Below are 20,847 nucleotides of genomic sequence, written 5' to 3'. Positions count from 1 at the left end.
GCTAGCCGCGGGGCTCCGCGCCGTACAGCGTGAAGCGCTCGTAGAGTTCTGTCGTGACCTGGGCGCGCCGGAATGCCTCGCGCAGCGGCATTCCATGGCGCAGCATCCCGTGCATCAGCAGGTGAACGAACAGAGGGATGTCGGCGCCGACCGGGAAACCTTCGGGCGCCATATAGGCCGAGGCGCCGCCGCGAAGAAAGGCGGCCGCGAAGTCCTTGCCGCCCGTCGCGCATGCCGTGCTGATAACGGCGGTGCCGGGCAGGTCGACCTCCTCCGCCAGACCTCGGGCGTTGAGGCTGCCGTCGCTCAGCATTGAAACGTCGATCCGCGAGCTGTACTCGCCGAAGATGAAGCCGGTCTCGTCCCCATGACCCGAGATGATCAGCACCGGCGGCGCGGTTGGCCCTTGGCCGACGACCTTCAGGAAATCTCCCGGCGTGCCGGCAAGATGAAGGCTCACGGCAGCACCGAGATTCTCCAGGATCGCACGTAGCACCAGAGCCTCGCCCTGATCGCCCACGGCGACGATTCCGATCGGTCTCCTGGGGATGAAGAAGCTTTCGTCGACGGCCATGAGGCGAATCCGGGAAGCGTGTCGAGGAGGCGGCCCTAGCTGAGAAAGGCGCTGCGGCTCCGGTAGAGGATATAGCCGGCGACGATGAAAATCAGCACGGCGAATACCTGGGAGAGCAGGTCCTTCGAACCGGACAGCCGTTTCGCTGCCGCGGTCCCCGCCAGGCCGCCGGCCAGGCGCCTGCGACGAATAGGGCGGTGACCGGCCAGTCGATCAGGCCGGACCGCGCATAGTTCAGCGCCGTGGCGAGACCGAAGGTTCCGACGGCGAAGAGGGACGATCCCACCGCATTGATGGTGGGCATGCCCGTGGCGAGGATCAGGCCCGGCACGATGAGGAATCCGCCGCCGATGCCGAAGAAACCCGAGACGCCGCCGGCCACCAGCGCGACCGCGCCGGTGATCAGGCAGGTTTTGAGATCGGTCTTCTTGAGCTCCTGAGGCCCCGCGCCGCTGGGCTTGCGCGGCTTCAGCATGAAGGCGCCGACCACGATCATAACGATCCCAAAGAGGAAGAGCAGCCGCTCCCCATCCATGGCCTTCCCGAAGGTCGAGCCCAGGAGCGCACCGAGCGTACCGATCGCGGCGAAGACGAGAGCGCAGCGCCACCAGACATGACCCGCCCGTGCATGGGCTGCAAAATTGCCGAAGGCATTGACCGACACGGCCAACGCGCTGGTGCCGATGGCGATATGAGTCTGTTCGATCCCGACAACATAGAGGAGCAGCGGCGTGGCCAGGATCGATCCGCCGCCGCCGATCAGCCCGAGGGCGAAGCCGACCAGCGCGCCGCAGCCGACAGCCAGGGCGATGCTCAGCATGTTCCGTCCGCCGCGAGCCGGTCGTGCAGCAGCATGCCAACGATCATGGCCGGCACGAAGACGAGAACCGCCGGCGCACCGAGCATGAGATCGGCGACCGCCGGACCCGGGCAAAGCCCCGCCATGCCCCAGCCGATGCCGAAGATGGCGGCGCCCGTGATCAGCCGAGCATCGATCTGCGTTTTCTCGGGAAGGTGAAACCGGTCGGACAGAAGGGGGTGGGAAAGGCGCGTCTGCACCAGACGGCCGAGACCGGCCACCAGCACCGCGCCGGCCAGCACGAAGCCGAGGCTTGGATCCCAGTTGCCCGCGATATCCAGGAAGCCGCGCACCCGTGCCGGGTCGAGCATGCCCGAGATTGCCAGCCCGAACCCGAACACGGCGCCGAGAATGAGAGCGGACAGCAGCCGAAGACCCGCCATCACGACGCGAGCCCCATCACGAACACGGTAACGATAGCCGTGGCGAGAAAGGTCGCGACCGCCGCGATGGACCGCGGAGAGAGCCTGGCGAGGCCGGCCACCCCGTGGCCGCTCGTGCAGCCCGAGCCGAGCCGGCTGCCGAAGCCGACCAGAAGTCCGGCGGCCCCGAACAGGAACAGCCCGCCTTCGGGTCGGAAGATCGGCCAGTCACCCCACATAGCGTGGTAGAGCACCGGTCCGGCCAGCAGCCCCGCCACGAATAGGAGATTTGCGGCGAGCCGCTCGTCCGGTTTGCGGAACAGTCCTGCGACGATGCCGCTGATCCCGGCAACCCGGCCGTTCAGAACCATGAAGAGCGCCACGGAAAGCCCGATCAGCATGCCCCCGACGAGGGACGGCAGGTAGGCGCTCATGGCGCGCGCTCCTCGCAGAAGATGTGATACAGCGCCTCGATCAGCTGGGCCGCTTTCTGCTCGGTCAGCCGATAGAAGATCTGCCGCGATTCCCGGCGCGTCTCCACGATGCCCGCATCGCGCAGCACAGTGAGATGCTGGGAGAGGTTCGGCTGGTGAAGATCCAGCTTCTCCTCCAGCGCGCCGACGGAGAACTCGCCCTCCACCAGGGTGCAGACGAGCATCAGCCGCGACGGATGGGCGAGGGTCTTCAGAAGCTTCGCCACCTCTCCCGCCCGGCCCTCCATCTCATCGAGCGGTATGTCTTTCGCTAGGACTTTCGCCTGAGCCATCTCTGTCACTCCCGCGCCGCTGCTTATTCCCACGCCGCGCCGGTCAGCAGATCCAGCGGATACTTGAAATAGCGCCGGCCGTTGGCTTCCGGCTCGGGCAGCCGCCCGCCGTTCATGTTCACCTGCAGGGCGTGCAAGATCTGCTCGGGCATCGGCAGGGTCGCATCGCGCCCCTCGCGGATCTCGATATAGTCCGCCTCGTCCACGCCATTGAGGTGGGAATTGGTGCGCTTCTGCTCGCCGACGGTGCTTTCCCACAGAGGCGGCCGTCCGCCATGCCGGTAGTCGTGACCGGTGAAAAGCCGCGTCTCGTCCGGCAGTGTCAGGATGGCCTGGATCGACTCCCACAGCGTCTTGGCGCTGCCGCCGGGAAAGTCCGCGCGGGCCGTGCCGGTATCGGGCATGAAGATCGTGTCGTGCACGAAAGCGGCATCCCCGATCACATAAGTCACCGAGGCCAGCGTATGGCCCGGCGAGAACATCACCTTGCCGGCGAGATCGCCGACCTTGAACGTCTCGCCATCCTTAAACAGGTGATCCCACTGAGAACCGTCGTCGGAGAACTCCGGCCAGTTGTAGTAATCCTTCCAGAGGCCTTGCACGTCCACCACGTGCTCGCCGATCCCCGTCGGCGCGCCGGTCTTCTCCTTCAGATACCGGGCGGCGGACAGATGGTCGGCGTGGGGATGGGTATCCAGGATCCAGGCGACCGTCAGCCCCTCCCGCTCGATATAGCCGAGGATGTTGTCGGCCTGCTCCGTGGAGAGCTGGCCCGATTTGGGATCGAAATCCAAGACCGGGTCGATGATCGCGCATTGCTTCGTCGCCGGGTCCGACACCACGTATTGCGCGCTGCCCGTCCGGTGCTCATAGAAGCCCCGCACAGTGGGCGGACCCTCGCTGACGGGCTTGGTGCCGTTGGTGTTCAGCCACGTCTCCAACAGGGAGAGATCGAAGCCCAGCCGCTTACCGAACGCGGCCACCTCGTCGGCGCCCATGCGTCCGTCGACCACCTCGCCGATCGTATAAAGCGCAAGCGCCCGCAGGCCGCTCTTGCAATGGCCGATGACGGGGCCGTCCGATTCCTGCATCGCTTTCTGAAAGTCCCGCACGTCCTCGTAGGTGATTGACTTCACGCCGACCGGAACATGCGCGTATGCCATGCCCGCCTTTCGCGCTGCCTCGCCTTCCGCGGGCGAGCTGGGCTGACCCGGCTCCTCGCCTTCCGGGCGGGCGTTCACCAGCGTCTGGAAACCCTCCTTCGCCAGAGTTTCGATATCCTCCAGCCTCGGCTGCTTTGCGACCGCAAACCGATCCGTGACGCGAACGTAATCCATGACCTTTTCACTCCTGGCCTTCTCAGGCTTCGTCTCACAACCGCATAATTATACAGTTGCATATAATATATAATAATGAGACGTCAAGCGCTGCACGGCCGCAGGGGATCGGGTCGCGGTTGGGATTTGAGGGGTAAGCCGCTCCTAGGGAGCGGGTGGCGCGACGTCCTTAGGCGGTTCCACGTCCTGGGGCGGCGCCAAATCCTCGGACCCGCCATTCATATCGGACCCGTCACCTCCATCCACGGTGGCCCCCGCGTCGGGCTTCGGCGCCTCGGAGATCACTTGGATGGTCCAGGGCACCAGCTCCTTCTGGATCTCGGTGAACTCCTTGTTGAGAGCGGGCGCGGCCAGTTTCGCTTCCGCGGCCGAGATCGGCGTCGAACGCTTGAACTCCTTGGCGCCGACGATCTTGCCGTCCCGGTCCACGACCTTGGCGACGAAATCGATGGTCGCCATGGGCTTGTCGCCGTCGTTCACCACGTCGAAGCGATGGAGATCCGTTTCGAGCCGGTAATCGGCATCGAACATATCCGTCGATCGGCTCACCGACCCCAGATAGCCGGCATTCTCGAAGCTCTTGATGACGGCCTCGTTGATCAGGCTCGGCACGGAATCCGTCCACTGGGCGTCGCTGAGGGTCGTCGTCTCTCCGTCGCCGGAAACCTCGCTGATGTTTTCCGACGTCATGGAGAGTTGAGCCATCGGATCGGCCACGAGAAGCTGCCAATCGGGCTTCTCGGGCTTGCCGTCGAAGCCGCTCGCCGAGGCGAGCTCGAAGACCTTCACCTTCGGCGCGTTCTCGTCGCCGGTCCCGACGAAATCCGAGATGCCTTTGATCATGTCCTCAAGACCGCTCGAATTGTCCGACAGGGTCTGTGAGAAGTTTTCGAAATTGCCGAGCAGCGTGTGCAGGCTCTTCCGGTTCTCGTCGAGGATCGCGTCCGTCTTGCTCAGCACGCCTTGCGCCGCCTGCACGAGGTCGTAGCTCGCATCGGGCGGCGCGATCAGCGTCGGCGGCTTGCCGTTCTTGGCTTCGAGCTTTGGGGCATCCTCCGAACCGCCGATAAGCGTCACCGCGCTCGATCCCGTCAGGCCCTGCGCCGCCACGCCGATCTTCGTATCCTTCCGGATGGGCACGTCGCTATCCACCGCGACCGACACGATGACGCGCTCCGGCCGCTTCGGATCGAGGGACAGCTTGGTGACCTCGCCGGCCCGGATCCCGTTGAACAGCACAGGCGAACCCGCATAAAGGCCCGAAACCGGGCTGGAGAAGCGGATGTCGTATCTGCTCTTCTCGGAGAAGCCGCCCGCATTTTCCAGCCAGAAGATGAAGGCGAAGACCGCCACGATGGCGGCCAGCATGAAGGCTCCGATGAGGATATAGCGTGCGCGGGTTTCCATTATTGCCTCACAGTGCAGGCTGTTCGCGTTGGGCGGCGAGAAGATTGCCGCGCTGGCCTCGGAAATAAGCTTTCACCCAGGGATGCTTTGCTTTGAGCATGGTGGAAATCGGCCCGTCCGCAACGATCTTGCCGTCGGCGATCGCCGCCACCCGGTCGCAGATCGCATAGAGGCTTTCCAGGTCGTGGGTCACCATGAAGACCGTGAGCCCCAGGGTTTTTTGCAGGGTCTTGATGAGCTCGTCGAGCTCGCCGGCGGAGATCGGGTCGAGCCCCGAGGTGGGTTCGTCGAGGAAGACGATTTCCGGATCGATGGAGAGCGCGCGGGCGAGCGCTGCGCGTTTGGTCATCCCGCCCGAAAGCTCGGACGGGAACTTGGTCGCATCCGCCGGCGTCAGGCCCACCATCTCCAGCTTGGCCATGGCGACCTCGTCCATCAGCTCCTGGGAGATGTCGAGCGTCTCGCGCATCAGGAACTGGATGTTCTGCAGCACGGTCAGCGAAGAGAACAGCGCGCCGCGCTGGAATAGCACGCCCCAGCGCCGCTCCACCGCCTGCCATTCCTCCTCCGAGGCGCTGTCCTGATCGACGCCGAGCACGCTGACGCTGCCGCGGGTCTTCGCCACGAGTCCGATCAGCGTGCGGAGCAGCACCGACTTGCCGCTGCCCGAAGCGCCGACCACGCCGAGGATCTCGCCGCGCGGGACAGAAAGGGACAGCCCGTCGAGAACCGTATTGTTCCCGAAGCTGACCTCCAGATCCTTCGCGATGATGATGGGTTCGGCCATGGATCAGATGCCTATGGATGCGAAGAAGATGGCGAAGAAGCCGTCCAGGACGATCACCAGGAAGATCGACTTCACGACCGAGATCGTGGTCTGCAGGCCGAGAGACTCCGCCGAGCCTTTGACCTTCATGGCCTGGGCGCAGGCGACGATGCCGATGGCCAGCCCCATGAACGGCGCCTTGATCATGCCGACCTTGAAATGGTCGACCGTCAGGATGTCGCTGAGCCGGGCGATGTAGATGTCCGGGCTCATGCCGCCATAGACCCAAGCCACGATCCCGCCGCCGAGCAGGGCCGCCATGGAGCCGATGAAGGTGAGCACGGGCAAGGCGAGGGTGAGCGCCAGCACGCGCGGCAGCATCAGAACCTCGACCGGGTTGAAACCCATGGTGCGCAGGGCGTCGATCTCCTCGCGCATCATCATGGAGCCGAGTTCGGCCGTATAGGAGCTGCCCGATCGGCCGGCCACCATGATGGCAACGATCAGCACGCCGACCTCCCGGATCACCAGAACGCCGACCAGATCGATGGCGTAGTCCTCCGCCCCGAAGCGGCGGAAATGGAAGATGCCCTGCTGGGCGATGATGCCGCCGATCAGCAGCGTGATGAGAACGATGATGGGGATGGCATGCCAGGCGACCCGGTCGAGCTGGTTCACCAGCGACGTGAGCCGGAAGTTGCGAATACGCCCGAGGACCCGGAAGCCCGCGACGCTGATCGCGCCGAGCATGTTGGCGAATTCGGCAGTGTCGTCGAGAACCGAGGCGCCGCCGCGCCCGAACCGGGCCAGGCCGTCCAGCAGAGGCGTGCTGCGCCGTGGCTGCTCCCGCGGCGTCTGGTTGACCTGGCGTATTTCCGCAAGCAGGCCGTGATCCTGCTCCGGGAGCCGCTCGACGGTGAGCTTTCCGCCCTCCGCCTGCCACTCCCGTGTCAGCCGCTCGAGCAGCCAGGCGCCGAAGCTGTCGAACTCCCGCACGCCGCTCATATCGATGGAGATGGATTTGGCAGCGCCCGCATCTTCGCGCTGCGCTTCCAGAAGACGTTCGAGTTCGCCGGCATTGCGCGCCGTCCACGCCCCGCCGGCGGTCAGCGCCAGCACGCCCTCGTCGAACCGACTTGTCAGTAGAGCTTCGCCGCTCACCCATGCCTCCCGGAAGCTCGTCCCTCAGCAATCGCAAAGTGGGAGCAAGCCCAGCTGCCTACAAGGCCGTGGTTGTCGCACACCTGATGCGGCAAAGCGAATGCGCACGGAGATGGATGGCTAACAAAGAGTGGGGAGCCCGCCCTCGCGGCCCTTCGCGGAAGCGCGAAGACGGGGGTCCGTTAGCGGCCGTCTCATCGGCATGATCCGAAGGCCGGCCTGCTAGTCGTCCTCGTGGCACCCTTCTTGAGCGCTCCAGACCAGGCCGTTCGGGCAGCGCGGCGCCTGAGGCTGGGACCGCAGCACGCAGCGCCCACCCCTCGGCGTATAGCCCGGTCCGCAATAACCGATCGCGTTGGACCGAGACATGCATTTGCCGTCGACCTTGATCTGACCTGCGCGACATCCGCCGCGCGGTTTGTCCTTGGGCCGCAGGGCCGGCTTGGGTTGCGCGCAAACCGGCGCCGCGGCGCCGCACCGGTTGAGGACCGCGCAGATCGCATTCTTGCTGCCCTTCAACTGGAAGGTCGCCTGGAAGGGGGGTGCGCTGAACGACGCCGTGGATTCCTTGATCAGATTGAACACTTCCGCGCCGGCCGGGAGGAAGCCGCCCTGAGCATTGGGGTCCGTCACGCGAACGCTGCCGTCGAGCTCTTGGAAATAGGCCGTGCCGGCGACGCTGGCGCCGTTGGAGTAGTTGATCAGCATCTTGCCCGCCGAGGGATCGAATCCGACGCCGATCGGGTTGGAAAGTCCTTGCAGCACCCGCTCCTGGAATTGCGGATAGGCGCCGTGGGGAGATTCTTCCAATAGGAGGATCAGCCGCTTGCCCGGCGCACAATATGTGATGAGCTTCACGCCATTCGCCTGAACGCCGGCGGCGTAGGCCGATGCGTTCCCTTCATCCAGCTCATAGTTGAAGTTCGTCCATGAGGCTGAGCCAGGCCCGAGATCGACTGTGCCCAAGGCGGGAGCAGGGGCGGGGGCAGAGGCGGCTGGGGGCGGCGGGGCCGCAGGAGGCGCGGCAGGCTGTTCCGGCGCCGGCGCTGGCGCCTCGGCCCGATCGCTGAGACGGCTGATGCGCGCCCGGGCGAGATCGGCCCGGAAGCCCGACGGGAAATTCTTCACGAACGCTTCCCAGGCCTCGACCGTGCCGACATCCTTGGCCTCTTCGTAGGCTTCCTTCTCGCTGATACCCGGCCCGGAATCCTCGTCCGCCGCCGCTTGCTCGGAAGCGGCGTTCTCCGCGTAGGCCTTGCAGGCTTCGAGGAAGTCTTGAATCTTCGGGCCCGCCCCATTCAGGATCAGGGTCTCGGCCGGTTTGCCCTTCACCCCATACCCGATCTCGTCCAGCTCGCTCATGGCGCCCCAGATCGGGTCGTCGGGTTTGGTTTTGATCGTCACGCCGGTGATGCCGATCTCGGCCTGAAGACCGGAAACGCGGGCCTCGACGGTCTGGTCGTAAGCGTCGCCCGTGAAGAGAACGTCTACAGTCTCGCCCTCGCGCAGACCGGAGACATCCGCGCCGATCTCGATAAGGATCGGTTCCGCTGCCTCGCAGCTTGCCTGAAATTGCAGATGGTCCGTTTCGGGCACGCCGAAGTTCAGAGTGGCCAAGCCGTCGTCTTCGTTCGAGTAGACGCTCCACTCCATCTCTTGCTCTTGGGCCATGGCGGCCGAAGCAGAAAAAACGATGGCAAGAGAGAGGATAACCGCCGCGCGCACAGCACGGCTAAAGAATGCGGCACGTCCGAAGAATAGAGAAAACACGGCCAACCCCCAAAAACACGCAATGCCCGTTCGAATATTCCACGAGCATACAGTTTTTACGGGACGAAGACAGCGCAACCGCACCACGTCTGGCAGTCGCAAAAAGCAAAGGGCCGCCCGATAACTCGGACGGCCCTGCGCCAATACGTGTGGCCTCTCGGCCTTGATGGATCCGCGAGCGCCTTAGCGCGGCTCGCAGGTTCCCTCGCTGGGCTTGTAGCCCGGGCCGCAATAGGTGCGTGCCTCTTCGCGGGACATGCACTGATTGTCGATCCGGATCTCGCCCAGCCCGCAGCCCGGGGCCTTCTCGATCAGCACGCCTTCAGCGCCGCAGGCCGGCACCACCGCCTCGCAACGATTGACCACGTCGCAGAGTGCCTTGGAGCTGCCCTTCAGCTGGAACGTCGCCTTGAAGGGCGGCGCGGTGAAGGAGACCGTGGACTGGGTCAGAAGGTTCTGAACCTCCTCGCCATTCGGCAGGAAGCCGCTCGGATCCGTCGTCGACGACACGGAGATCGACCCGCTCTCGGGCTGGTAATGGGCAGCGCCCGGAACTTCGGCGCCGTTCGGGAAGCTGACGATCATCTTGCCGGCGGACGGGTCGTAGCCCGCACCCACCGGATCGGAGAGACCTTCCGCCACCCGCGCATCGTATTGCGGATAGGAGCCGGCCTTGGTCTGCTCCAGGATCATCAGGATCCGCTTGGCCGGCGTGCAATAGGTCGTGAGCTTCATGCCCTTGGCGTCGACACCGGCCGCGTAGACCGAAGCGGCACCATCTTCGAGGGCCAGATTATAGTTGGTCCAGGCTGCGCTGCCTGGGCCCAGATCGACCGTCTTCATGGTCGGCGCAGGCCCCGAAGGCATCACGTCGACCTCGCCCTTGCGGCTGAGACGATTGATGCGGTTGCGGGCCATATCGGCACGCAGACCGTTCGGGAAGTTCTTCAGGAAGGCCTCGTAGGCATCGATCGTGTCGACTTCCTTGGCCTCTTTGAAGGCCTGCTTCTCGGTGATACCGGCTTTGCCTTCGATGCCCTGGATCGGGTCTTCGGCCACTTCCTGCATCGCGTACTTGTCGCACGTGTCCAGGAAGTCTTTGACCTGGGCGTTCGAGCCGTCGAGAGCCAGCGGCACCGGCGGCTTTCCGCCCGCCGAATAGCTGATCTGCTCCAGCTCGGCCATGGCGACCCAAAGCGGATCGTCGGGACGCGTATCGAACACGAAACCGGTGATCTCGCCGCCGCCCTGCACGCCGGACGCCCGCGCTTTCACGGTTTCGGTGTAGGCATCGCCGGTGAACACCACATTCAGCGGGGCGCCTTCCGGCAATCCGGCCACATCCGCGGCGAAGGCCGTAATGATCGGATCGGAGCCTTCACAGCTTGCACGGAACTGCTGATTGTCCGACTTCGGCACGCCGAAGGTCAGCACAGCCGCCGGCGGTGTCAGGTCGGACCTCTTGTAGAAGTCCCATTTCATCTCCTGCGCATGGGCAGGCGCGCCCGCCAGTATCGCGGCGAGCGGCAACATCAAGGGCCAGCCTTTGGCCAGCCGCTTCAGCAAAAGGGAAAAAGTCTCCACGCCCCACACTCCCTAGTCTTGCCCGGTCTGCGGCCGGGACTTGAGCTCGAAAAGCGTAGCTATAGCAACATCGGCCAGGCTCGGCGAAGTTTCTCTATGCTTAGCCTTTACGAGCCCGCCGGAACGCTTATCCGAGCATGGCAAAGGATGGATGACAGGGAGCTTAGGGACCGGCGGATTTGGAATCGCCGGAACCGTCGAGGGAGACGCTCAGCGAGCCGTCGCTTTCGAGCACCACGGTCTGCGCATCCGTGACGTCATGGCCGCCGGAGGATCGTATCGCGCTCAACACCTCATCGCGGGTGATCCGTTCCTGCTTCATGGTGCCCATGGAGTATTTCCCCTGATGGACCAGAAGGCTCGGCTCCGAGCGCACGAGATCGGCGAACCCGGCAGATCTCACCGAAACGAACGTCACCAGCGCCTGCAGGCCTATCAGCACGGCAAGCGCCGTCGCCCCTTCCGAAAGCGATACGGCTTCGGTGAGCAGGATTGAGGCGAGGATAGAGCCGAGCGCCACGGTGACGACCAGATCGAAGGCGTTCAGCTTGGCGAGCGTGCGCTTGCCGGAGATACGGAGGAACACAACGAGGGTGACATAGGCGAGCACGCCCACCACGAGCGTCCGCCCGATATCCGCCCAGCCTTGGAAGAAGATCGCAGACCAATCCATGGTTGACTAGCGCGGCAGGCGAAGGATTGGTTCCACGCAACCCCCGGGCGGCTAGACCGCCTCCATGATCGAAGGCGCGTCGGGCAGCTCCGCCAGGAGCTTTTCGAGTCCGGTCTCCGCGTGGCGCTCCGGAACCTCGTCGCACCACACCCGGAAGCCCTTCAGCTCATAATCGCCGAACGAGGTGATCATCGCCACGTCGGCGGCATCGCGGCCCCGGACCATCAGCACCCGCCCGATCCGCGGCGTGTTGTAGCGCGCATCGAACGTGTACCAGCCATCCTCCAGATAGACCTCGAACCAGGCGCAGAAATCGCCGGGTCCCGCCGGCGGCACGCCGATATCGCCGAGATAACCAGAGGCGTAGCGCGCCGGGATATTCATGGCCCGGCAAAGCCCGATCGCCAACTGGGCGAAATCCCGGCAGACCCCGGTCCGCTCCAGGAGCGCGTGATTGGCCGTCTTCGTCGGACGGCCGAACTGGTAGCCGAAGGTCAGGTGGTTATGCACCCAGTCGCAGATCGCCTGCACCCGCGGCCAGCCCGGCGGCGTCTCTCCGAACAGCTTCCATGCCCGGTCGACGAGCTCGTCGACCTCGCAATATCGGCTCGCTGTAAGGTAGGCCAGGGTCTCCGGTGGCAGCTCGGCGATCTCGAGCTGCCGCTTCTCGGGAGCGACTACGTCCTTTTCACCGCTATCTTCCACGATGCAATCCGCCGACAAGGTCAGAAGACCGCCCGGCGCAACGAGCCTGCTGCGGCGATTGCCGAACTCGTCGAGATAGTCCTCCAGCGGAACCGGCGGGTCTGCCCGGAGTTGATCGGAGCCAATGATCCGATTGCCGTAGCTCGAGTGCGGGCTAAGCGCGAGCAGCAGCGGCGTGTTCGGTGGACTGTCGATGACGATCTCAAATCCGATGCGGATAAACATGGGCTGGCGTGCGCCTTTTCATATTGTTGGCGGCCGCTGGATTGGCCGCGGGAGCCCCGGTTGCGGGGGTGAACTTCATACAGCCAAAACTAAAGTCTCCAGACGCCTCTTTGTTTCAGGCCGCATATGCCGGCCTCCGAGAAGACGGATTCCATGGCCACCCTTCGCATAGTCCATCGCACCCGCTACCGGTACGCGGCGCCCGTCGCCTTCGGTCCTCACCGGCTTCTCATTCGGCCCCGCGATGCCCACGACATGCGCATTCTGGACTCGAAAATCGGCATCTCGCCCCACGCCGATGTGAGCTGGCATTTCGATACGTTCGGGAATTCCGTGGCGCTCCTGACCTTCCGTGACCGAGCATCCGAGCTTTTCATCGGGAGCGAGCTGGTATTGCGCCGCTACGTCTTCGCCGAGCCCGAGCTCCAACTCGACCAGCAAGCGGCGGCCTATCCCTTCCGCTACGGACCCGATGAGAACATCGACCTGTCGCCCTTCCTGTTCGTCCAGGTGCGTCAGGACAGGCCCGCCGTGGAGCATTGGATTCAACACATCCTGCCCCGGATGCCCGACCGCAGCATGCAGGTCCTGAACGCGCTCAGCAGCGCCATCCACGATGGTCTCGATTATATCCGCCGCGAGGAGCAGGGCGTTCAGTCCCCCGCGGAAACCCTGACGAACGAGAGTGGCACCTGCCGGGACTACGCCTTCCTGTTCATGGAAGCCGTGCGCACCCTTGGTTTCGCGGCGCGCTTCGTTACGGGCTATCTCTATGATGCTTCGGCGGATACCGGAGAGAGCGGTCTCGTGGGCGGTGGCGCCACCCATGCCTGGGCAGAGGTTTTCCTGCCGGGCGCCGGTTGGGTCGAGTTCGATCCCACCAACGAGATCGTCGCCGGCCGCGATCTCGTCCGAGTCGCCACCACCCGTACACCCGAACAGGCGCTCCCCGTTCGCGGCTCCTTCATCGGGTCAGCCGACGCCTATCTCGGCATGGATGTCGAGGTCGAGGTCAGAAAGGTGGATTTCGACCGGGACGGAGAGCGCACGGCCACACAGGTCGATCTCGGCTGACCGCATCCAACGCCACTCAACCTAGAGGCCGAGCCGCTTGGCGAGGGCGGCCGCATCACGCGGCGCCTTCACCTTCATGTCGTTGTCGAAATACACATACACGTCCCGGCCGGCTTCACGCACCGCCGACCGGCCGCCGACGCGCTCCGCATCCTGGGGTTCGCCGCCCTTCGCCCAGCGATCGATCCGCCGCGCCCAGTCGTCCAGGGCGCCGTCGTCGTAGCCGGAGGCGTAGAGCTCTTCCGATCCGTGCAGGCGGCAATAGACGAAGTCGGACGTCAGATCCATCAGACGCGGCCAATCCACCGTGTCGGCGCAGACCAGAGCGATATCGTATTTCCGCAGGAGGTCGATGAAGGCTTCGTCCCGGAAACTGTCATGGCGGATCTCGACCGCATGGCGCATCTCTCGCTTCGCGTCCGTCTGAAGCCAAACCTGCGCGCGGCCCTTGATCTTGTCGTCGTGCCGCTCGGCGAGAGCGGCCGCCGCCTCCGTGTCATGGGGCAGCATGGCGAAGAACGCCTCGAATTTCTCGGGGGCAAATTTCATGCGCGGCGGAAACTGCCAGAGGATCGGCCCGAGCTTCTCCTCCAACCGCAGCACGCCCGACGCCAGAAAATTCGCCAGCGGCGCTTTCACGTCGTTCAGCTGCTTCATATGGGTGATGTAGCGCGGCCCCTTCAGGGAGAAGACGAAATCCTTCGGGGTGCGTTCCCGCCAGCTGGCGAAGCTGGATGGCCGCTGCATGGAGTAGAAGGTGCCGTTGATCTCGATCGTCCGGAACTGCTCCGACGCGTATTCCAACTCGCGCTTTTGCGGCAGGCCGTCGGGATAGAAGACCCCGCGCCAGGGCTTGTAGTTCCAGCCGGAGATGCCGATGCGGATGGTCCCTTTCCGGCTCACGGGTGCCCCCTTTCGCCCCGGCGCGAAACCGCGGCCATCGCCCGATAGCTCCATTTGGAATTATTCTGTTCGCTGCGATCTAACGGAGACTTGTTAGGACTAGAGCACATGTTCATCGCGCCGCGCTTTGGAGGAGTGTCATCCATGTCGCCGAAGAGAATATTCGCAACGTATCTGGCAGCCGGATTGTTCGCCGCCGCGACCATCGTCCCGCCGGCCGCCGCCTGCACCCGCGCCGTGTATATCGGCGAGGACGGGACCGTCATCACGGGCCGCAGCATGGACTGGAAAGAGGACATGCAGACCGACCTGTGGATCTTCCCCAGGGGCGTCGAGCGCAACGGCGGCGCCGGTCCGGATTCCCCCACCTGGACGTCGAAATACGGCAGCGTCATCGCCTCGGCCTACAACATCGCCAGTGCCGACGGCATGAACGAGAAGGGTCTCGTCGCCAATCTGCTCTATCTCGCCGAGTCCCAGTACGGTGACGATACCCAGGATCCGCCCATGGCCATCAGCTTCTGGGCCCAGTACGTGCTGGACAATTTCGCGACCGTGAGCGAGGCCGTGACGCAGCTGGAGGAGCATCCCTTGCGGATCGTGACGGCGGATCTTCCCAACGGCTCGCCGGCGACGCTGCACCTCTCGATCTCCGATCCCAGCGGAGATTCGGCTATCTTCGAGTATGTTGATGGCAAGCTCGTCGTCCATCACGGCAAGCAATACACGGTGATGACCAATTCGCCGGTCTACAGCCAGCAGATCGCCCTCAACGATTATTGGGAGACTGTCGGTGGCATGGCGTTCCTGCCCGGCACCAACCGCGCCGCGGACCGCTATGTGCGGGCGTCGTTCCTGATGAATGCGGTCACCAAGAAGCTCGCCAAGAACTACATCGCGGACGTTCCGAACCAGACCTATGCCAACCAGGCGGTGGCACAGACCCTCTCGGTGATCCGCGGCGTCAGCGTGCCCCTCGGCATCACCACGCCGGATCAGCCGAACATCGCTTCCACCATCTGGCGCACGGCATCGGACCAGAAGGATCTCGTCTACTTCTTCGATTCCGCGACGACGCCGAACACGTTCTGGGTGCGCCTCTCCGAGATCGACTTCTCCAACGAGGCGGGTTTCAGGAAGCTGCCCGTCGCAGGCGGACACTACTACGCCGGCGACGCCACGAACGACTTCGAGAAAGCGGAGCCCTTCAAGTTCATGACGGTTCCGGGAAGCTGATCCAGGCGTCGCCAGTATCGGCCTCGGAGCGACCGGGTGTGGACCGCGCTTCGAGGCCGTTAGCGACCTAGGCGCTGAGCGCCGTCGGGTTCTGGCTTTCGTTGTGCTGGGCCCAGAGAGCCTTCACCTCGTCGCTGAGTCTCAGCGGATTGAAGGGCTTCACGATCACATCGATCGCGCCGCATTCGCGGTAGAGCTCCTGCTCATGGGATTGCGCCTTCGCGGTCATGAAGACCACCGGCACGTTCCTGCCTTCCGGCATCGCGCGGATGGCCTTCAGCACGTCCAGCCCGCTGATATCCGGCAGCATCACATCGAACAGGCAGAGCTGCGGCTTGAACGTGGTGAAGGCATCGATCGCCTCCTGTCCCGTCGCGCAATGTTTGACGAGGAAGGCGCCCATGTCCTCGAGAGCCATCAAGCCGATCTCTGCGATCTCCTCGACGTCCTCGAGATAGAGGATGCGTTTCAGGTCCTCATGCAATTTTCCGTTCCTCCAATGCTAGGGGCTCGATGAGAGGAAGGTGGACATAGAACGTCGTCCCCTTGCCCTCTTCTGTGGTGAAGCGAATGGTCCCGCCGAAGGCATCGACGAGGGTTTTGGTGATGTAGAGGCCCAGCCCGCTGCTGCCCTTGTTCTGGGCACCGGACGCGTCGGCCTGGGTAAACCGCTCGAACACGTCCTTCTCGAACTCCTTCGGGATGCCCGGACCGTGGTCGGTGACCGAGACGCAGACTTGCTCGTCCCGGCCGCAGGAGCTGATGCGCACATCCACCACGTCGCCCGCGGGCGTGTACTTCGCGCCGTTGGAAAGGAGGTTCACCAGCGCTTGTTCGAACCTGTCCGGATCGACCTCGACCGTGGCGCTGGCGAGCGAGCTGTCGAAGGTGAAGTCGATCGCGTAGCGGTCCGCCAGCGGCTCGGCGCGGGCGATCACCTCCGGCACCAGCGTCACCAGGTCGATCTCCTCGACGCGGTAGTCGATCTTGCCCGCCTGGATCTTCTCGACATCGAGGATATCGTTGACGAGACGGCTCAATCGCTCCGCTCCCGTCTGGGCCAGCTCGATGAGCCGCGCGCTCTTCGCATCGAGCTTGCCGGCCGCCTTCGCCTGCAGGAGGCTCAACGACCCGGCGATGGAAGTCAGCGGGGTCCGCAGCTCGTGGTTCACCGTGGAGACGAACTCGTTCTTCATCCGCTCCACCTTCTTCCGCTCGCTCACGTCCCGCACGATGCCGCAATAGAGCTCGCGTCCGTTGACGCGGAGCTTGCTTACCGAGAGCTCTGCCTCGAAGGTCGTTCCGTCGGCACGCCTGGCTTCGATCTCGACCGCCATCCGACCGTGGCGGGTCTGCAGGCCGCCCGGTAGGAGATCGGCCACATCGCGACCCGTCATGCGCCGCCCCGAATAACCGAAGAGCGCCCGGAAGGCCGGGTTCGACATTTCGATCTTGCCAGCGGAATCCGTGACGATCAGACCGTCCGCGACGTTGTCGATGATCGCGCGGATCTTCGCCTCGCTCTCGAGCAGGTCTCCGGTGACGTCCTGGAAAGCGCGCGCCAGCGCCCCAATCTCGTCCGGCTGGCCCACGGGCAGGTGCAGCTGCGTGTTGCCTTGGCCGAACCGCTCGACTTCCTTCGTCATATCCTGAAGGGGCCGGGTCAGCAGCCGTGCAAGCCAGAAGGCGACCGTGCAGGTGATCACCAGAAGCACGATACCCAGCAGGAGGCTATCGAGATTGGCCTCATCCGCAGGCGCCAGCAGCGCCGCCTTCGAGATCCGCGTGAAAACGTCGAGCACGAGGTTCTTACGGGCGAGGTCGATGACGGTTTGCGACTCGTAGAACACGTGATTTCCATCACGGATCAGGCCGCGGTCGTCGGCGCTTGCGCCCGAACTCAGAGGCGCCGGCGCCATGTAATTCTCATCGAAGTGGAAGCGGAGATTGCTGGGCCCCCGCACCGGATCGTAGACAATGTAATCGCCCGCGGAGTTCGCCACGATGGTGTAGCTCGTCGGCTGCGCTGCGGCGATCGCCTCCTGCATCAGGATCTCGTAATCGGCATTGATCACGATCACGCCGAACCGCTTCCCCTGGGCATCGAAGATCGGGTAGAGGCCGCGGATATTGGGCCTGCCGTCTTCTTCCTCCCGCCCGAAATCCCAGCGGATCGAGACATCCGAGAAGCTCCACTCGCCTGGCGAAAGGGTCAGTCCAAGCTTCACGAAAGGCCTGTGGCCTTTGGTCTGCAGCTTCGATTCCTCCACCACCTCGAAGCCGTCCGGCCGCCTGTTGACGCGCACGATCTCCCGTCCGCCATCGGCCGTTCCGATGAAGCGGATCTGCGAATAGGCGGGGCGCACCCGGAGCATCGACGAGAAGATGGTGGCAAGACGTGACTTCCAGGTCGCGAGGCTTGAGCCGTCGAGCGGATCGGTTCCTCCGGACCGGCCGGCACGAATGATGCCTTCGATAGGCGGCGTCAGGGAAAGGATCGAGGTATCCGACTGTATGTTCCGAAGCGATTCCGAAAGCTTTTCCGCGACCAGCTTGGTTTCGCCTGCGAGCTTCGCCGTGCCGAGGTCCTCCGCCAAGCTGGCGGAACGGCGATAGGTGGCCACGCCCATGGTCACCGAGGCGAGCATCGCGATGCCCAGCGCCATCAGCACGATCTTGTTGCGAAGGCTCGTTTTGAGAACCCTGGACTGAGGCTGCACCCGAGCGGCCCTTTTCATTGAGTCGATTCCTGGAAGTCGCTTCCCCTAGGGGAACGCCAATTAACCAAAAGGTTGTAGGGGCGGAGTCTCTATTCCTGGTAAACCGGCGTCGATCAATTGTCCTGTCTTCCCGGCCCGCAACCTATGGTCCGTCGGACTAAGAGGCCATCTTCCGCTCTTCCGTGCGGGTTCCTTCAGCCACGGGAAGCTCGATATCGAAGCTCGTTCCCACCCCTTCCGTCGTCCGGAACGAGATCGTCCCGCCGAACGTCTCGACGAGTGTCTTGGTGATGTAGAGCCCGAGCCCGCTGCTGCCCTTCTTCTGCGACCCGCTCAAATCGGCCTGAGTGAAACGTTCGAACACGTGCTGCTCGAACGCCTTCGGGATGCCTGGGCCGTGGTCCGTTACGGTCACGCCGACCCGGTCAGAGTCGTGGGAGGTCCGGATCTTCACCTCCACGATGCTGCCGGTTTCCGAATATTTCGCGGCATTGGAGAGCAGATTGACCAGGGCCTGCTCGAACCGGTCCGGATCGAGCTTGACGAACGCGGTCTGGGGCTCGGCATGGAAGTGGAAGGTGATGCCGTGGCGGAGCGCCAGGGGCTCCTCCCGCGCAATCACCTCTGGCACCAGCGCGACCAGATCGGTCACCGCCATGCGGCAATCGAGCTTGCCGGCCTCGATCTTCTCCACGTCGAGAATATCGTTCACCAGACGGCCGAGGCGCGCTGCGCCTGTTTCGGCCAGCTCGATCAGACGCCTGCACTTCGGATCCAGCATGCCGTCGGCTTTCACCCGGAGCAGGCTGAGCGATCCTGCGATCGAAGTGAGCGGAGTCCGAAGCTCGTGGTTCACCGTGGAAACGAACTCGTTCTTCATCCGCTCCACCTTCTTGCGCTCGCTGATATCGCGGACGATGCCGCAATAGAGCGTGCGATCCTTCATCTGGACCGTGCTCACCGAAAGCTCGGCATCGAAGGCCGTACCGTCGCGGCGCTTGGCCGTGACCTCGTCGCGGGCGCGGGCCACCCGGTCGCTCAACCCGTCCGGAACGATGGCCGTGACGTCCATCCCAGTCATGCTTTCGGATGAATAGTTGAACAGTGCTGCGCAGGCCGGGTTGACCAACTCGATGCGCCCCGCCTCGTCGGTGACGATCAGCCCGTCGGCCACGTTGTCGATGATGGCGCGGATCTTCGTCTCGCTCTCGAGGAGGTCGCCCGTCACGCCCTGGAAGGCGCGCGCCAATGCGCCGATTTCATCGGGCTGCCCGGTCGGAAGGTGAAGTTCGGATTGACCGTCCGCGAGCTTCCCCACCTCATCGGTCATGTCTTGCAGCGGTTTCGTGAGCTTGCGTGCCAAGGCGAAGGCGGCCGTGCTGGTGAACACGAGCAGCGCCAAACCGAGGAGGAGGCTGTCGAGATTTGCACGCCGCGCCGGCGCCAGCAGGCTCGTTTTCGATTCCCGCGTCAGAACGTTCAGTACGAGGTTTTCTTGCGATAGATCGATAATGCTCCGCTGGGCATAGAAGAAGTCGTCGCCCACCGCGATCAGGCCGTACTTGTCGGCCTCGGGCACCCTCTGAAGCGGCTCCGGCAGCGCATAGCCTTCGTTGTCGTGAAAATACAGCTCGCTGAACTTTTTCTCCGCATCGTGGATCAGGTAGTCGCCCGCCTCATTGGCGGCGATCGTGTAGGTCTCCGGCGCTGCGTTATCGATCGCATTGGCGAGCAGGGCCTCGTAATCGGCATTGATGATGATCATGCCGAACCGCTTCCCGTCCCTGTCGAAGACGGGATAGATCGCCCGCAATGTCGGCGTCCGGGACGTGTCGACCTGGCCGTTCTCGCGGTTTAGCGAAACCTCCGAATAGGTCCACTCGCCCGGCTCCAGGCTGACGCCCGTCTCGAAATAGGGTTCCCCTTCAAGGAACTGGAGATCCTCTTCGGAGGCTCGCACGAGGCCTTCCGCCATCCTGTCGACCCGGACGAGCACGTGGCCCCGATCCGCCAGCCCGACATAGCGGATCTTCATGTAGAAAGGCCGCGCCTCGAGCATGGATTCGAAGATCCGCGCCAGGCGGGACTTCCACAGGCTGAGGGACGAGCCGTCGGCCATATTCACATCGCCCGTCTGCACGCTCCGGATGATGCCGTTGATCGGCGACGTGCTGGCGAGGATCGACACATCGGCGCTCATATCGCGGAGCGCTTCGGTGATTTCCGCAGCCACGAGCTGCGTCTCGCCACGAAGCTTCGCCGCGCCGAGTTCGCGAGCGAGCTCGACCGATCGCCGATACGTCGCCACGCCCATGACAATGGAGGCGAGGAACGCGATGGCGAGGGCCATGAGGACGATCTTGTTGCGCAAGCTCGTCTTGAACACGCTGATTTGGGATTGCACCCAGCTAGCCTTTCTCATCGAGACGATCCCTGAAGAAAGTTCGCGCCTGAAAGCTCCAAGAGGCATGTACCGCTCAAGCGGTCCGCCCGATTAAACACGCGGAGGTTGTTGCTCAACTGCCCTGTCACAGAGGTAAACGCGATGAAGAAAATTGTGCTGAATCAGGCACTAAACTGATCGCAGTCGATCAAACGTCCGTGAGCATATGTGCTTGAAACTTCCCGCATGGGGCGTATCCGCGGCGTTTCCGGCGACCCGATCCGGTGCCGTGGACGGAAATTCCGCCCCGCCGATCAATTGCGCAAAGCCATTCCTGTCTCG

At 63.8% G+C, this 20,847-nt stretch carries 18 protein-coding genes and 1 pseudogene; 2 read left to right on the top strand and 17 right to left on the bottom strand.

The features are described 5' to 3' along the window. Position 1 precedes the first annotated feature (1 nt). The 13 genes and pseudogenes from A7A08_RS04945 to A7A08_RS04885 all read right to left on the bottom strand — a co-directional run bounded on the left by A7A08_RS04945 (position 2) and on the right by A7A08_RS04885 (position 12,189). On the bottom strand, positions 2-574 hold the full coding sequence (locus A7A08_RS04945; protein WP_069094424.1) for a CHAT domain-containing protein: 573 nt from the start codon (positions 572-574) through the stop codon (positions 2-4). Between the two features lie 35 nt (positions 575-609). Further along, positions 610-1,394: pseudogene (locus A7A08_RS04940) on the bottom strand (sulfite exporter TauE/SafE family protein). Then, the gene (locus A7A08_RS04935) at positions 1,388-1,816 is read right to left on the bottom strand and encodes a YeeE/YedE family protein (RefSeq protein WP_069094423.1); all 429 of its coding nucleotides are present in this window, start codon (positions 1,814-1,816) and stop codon (positions 1,388-1,390) included. Before A7A08_RS04935 ends, A7A08_RS04940 begins: the two are co-directional and overlap by 7 nt. After that, positions 1,816-2,229, bottom strand: a complete 414-nt coding sequence (locus tag A7A08_RS04930; protein ID WP_069094422.1) for a YeeE/YedE family protein — start codon at positions 2,227-2,229, stop codon at positions 1,816-1,818. The genes A7A08_RS04935 and A7A08_RS04930 overlap by 1 nt, the downstream gene beginning before the upstream one ends. Then, the gene (gene bigR / locus A7A08_RS04925) at positions 2,226-2,561 is read right to left on the bottom strand and encodes a sulfite-sensing transcriptional repressor BigR (protein ID WP_069094421.1); all 336 of its coding nucleotides are present in this window, start codon (positions 2,559-2,561) and stop codon (positions 2,226-2,228) included. Before bigR ends, A7A08_RS04930 begins: the two co-directional genes overlap by 4 nt. A gap of 23 nt (positions 2,562-2,584) precedes the next feature. After that, positions 2,585-3,898 (bottom strand): bifunctional sulfur transferase/dioxygenase Blh, encoded by a 1,314-nt coding sequence (blh, locus tag A7A08_RS04920; RefSeq protein ID WP_069094420.1) that lies wholly within the window; start codon positions 3,896-3,898, stop codon positions 2,585-2,587. Between the two features lie 144 nt (positions 3,899-4,042). Further along, entirely contained in the window at positions 4,043-5,305 is a 1,263-nt protein-coding gene (locus tag A7A08_RS04915) for an ABC-type transport auxiliary lipoprotein family protein (RefSeq protein ID WP_069094419.1), read from the bottom strand. A gap of 7 nt (positions 5,306-5,312) precedes the next feature. Next, positions 5,313-6,092 (bottom strand): ABC transporter ATP-binding protein, encoded by a 780-nt coding sequence (locus A7A08_RS04910; protein ID WP_069094418.1) that lies wholly within the window; start codon positions 6,090-6,092, stop codon positions 5,313-5,315. A 3-nt stretch (positions 6,093-6,095) separates the two neighbouring features. Next, on the bottom strand, positions 6,096-7,232 hold the full coding sequence (locus A7A08_RS04905) for an ABC transporter permease (protein WP_069094417.1): 1,137 nt from the start codon (positions 7,230-7,232) through the stop codon (positions 6,096-6,098). Between the two features lie 222 nt (positions 7,233-7,454). Beyond that, positions 7,455-8,885 carry a hypothetical protein gene (locus tag A7A08_RS16145; protein WP_208430573.1) on the bottom strand — a complete coding sequence of 477 codons (1,431 nt, stop codon included), beginning with the start codon at positions 8,883-8,885 and terminating at the stop codon, positions 7,455-7,457. Positions 8,886-9,185: 300 nt separating this feature from the next. Beyond that, the gene (locus A7A08_RS04895) at positions 9,186-10,586 is read right to left on the bottom strand and encodes a hypothetical protein (protein WP_069094415.1); all 1,401 of its coding nucleotides are present in this window, start codon (positions 10,584-10,586) and stop codon (positions 9,186-9,188) included. Between the two features lie 163 nt (positions 10,587-10,749). Then, positions 10,750-11,259, bottom strand: a complete 510-nt coding sequence (locus tag A7A08_RS04890; RefSeq protein ID WP_208430572.1) for a DUF421 domain-containing protein — start codon at positions 11,257-11,259, stop codon at positions 10,750-10,752. A 51-nt stretch (positions 11,260-11,310) separates the two neighbouring features. Next, on the bottom strand, positions 11,311-12,189 hold the full coding sequence (locus A7A08_RS04885) for a transglutaminase-like domain-containing protein (protein ID WP_069094414.1): 879 nt from the start codon (positions 12,187-12,189) through the stop codon (positions 11,311-11,313). Between the two features lie 153 nt (positions 12,190-12,342). On the opposite strand from A7A08_RS04885, the gene A7A08_RS04880 reads away from it, so the two are divergent. Further along, on the top strand, positions 12,343-13,263 hold the full coding sequence (locus A7A08_RS04880; RefSeq protein ID WP_083226510.1) for a transglutaminase family protein: 921 nt from the start codon (positions 12,343-12,345) through the stop codon (positions 13,261-13,263). A gap of 21 nt (positions 13,264-13,284) precedes the next feature. On the opposite strand, the gene A7A08_RS04875 is transcribed toward A7A08_RS04880, so the two are convergent. Further along, complete coding sequence (locus tag A7A08_RS04875; protein WP_069094667.1) at positions 13,285-14,166, bottom strand: DUF72 domain-containing protein; 882 nt, start codon at positions 14,164-14,166, stop codon at positions 13,285-13,287. A gap of 144 nt (positions 14,167-14,310) precedes the next feature. Between A7A08_RS04875 and A7A08_RS04870 the strand changes: the two genes are divergently transcribed. After that, entirely contained in the window at positions 14,311-15,402 is a 1,092-nt protein-coding gene (locus A7A08_RS04870; RefSeq protein ID WP_069094412.1) for a linear amide C-N hydrolase, read from the top strand. Between the two features lie 67 nt (positions 15,403-15,469). Here the strand turns inward: A7A08_RS04870 and A7A08_RS04865 are convergent, their stop codons facing one another. From A7A08_RS04865 to A7A08_RS04855, 3 genes are all read right to left on the bottom strand, one after another. Further along, entirely contained in the window at positions 15,470-15,886 is a 417-nt protein-coding gene (locus A7A08_RS04865) for a response regulator (protein ID WP_069094411.1), read from the bottom strand. Further along, positions 15,879-18,140, bottom strand: coding sequence for a sensor histidine kinase (locus tag A7A08_RS04860; RefSeq protein WP_083226464.1), 2,262 nt, complete (start codon positions 18,138-18,140; stop codon positions 15,879-15,881). Before A7A08_RS04860 ends, A7A08_RS04865 begins: the two co-directional genes overlap by 8 nt. A gap of 139 nt (positions 18,141-18,279) precedes the next feature. Then, positions 18,280-20,544, bottom strand: coding sequence for a sensor histidine kinase (locus A7A08_RS04855; RefSeq protein WP_169822922.1), 2,265 nt, complete (start codon positions 20,542-20,544; stop codon positions 18,280-18,282). Positions 20,545-20,847 lie beyond the last annotated feature (303 nt).

Origin of the sequence: Methyloligella halotolerans (assembly GCF_001708935.1) — a bacterium.
Classification (GTDB): domain Bacteria; phylum Pseudomonadota; class Alphaproteobacteria; order Rhizobiales; family Methyloligellaceae; genus Methyloligella; species Methyloligella halotolerans.
Note: the sequence above shows the minus strand (reverse complement) of the source record. Positions and strands in the feature narration are given on the sequence as shown.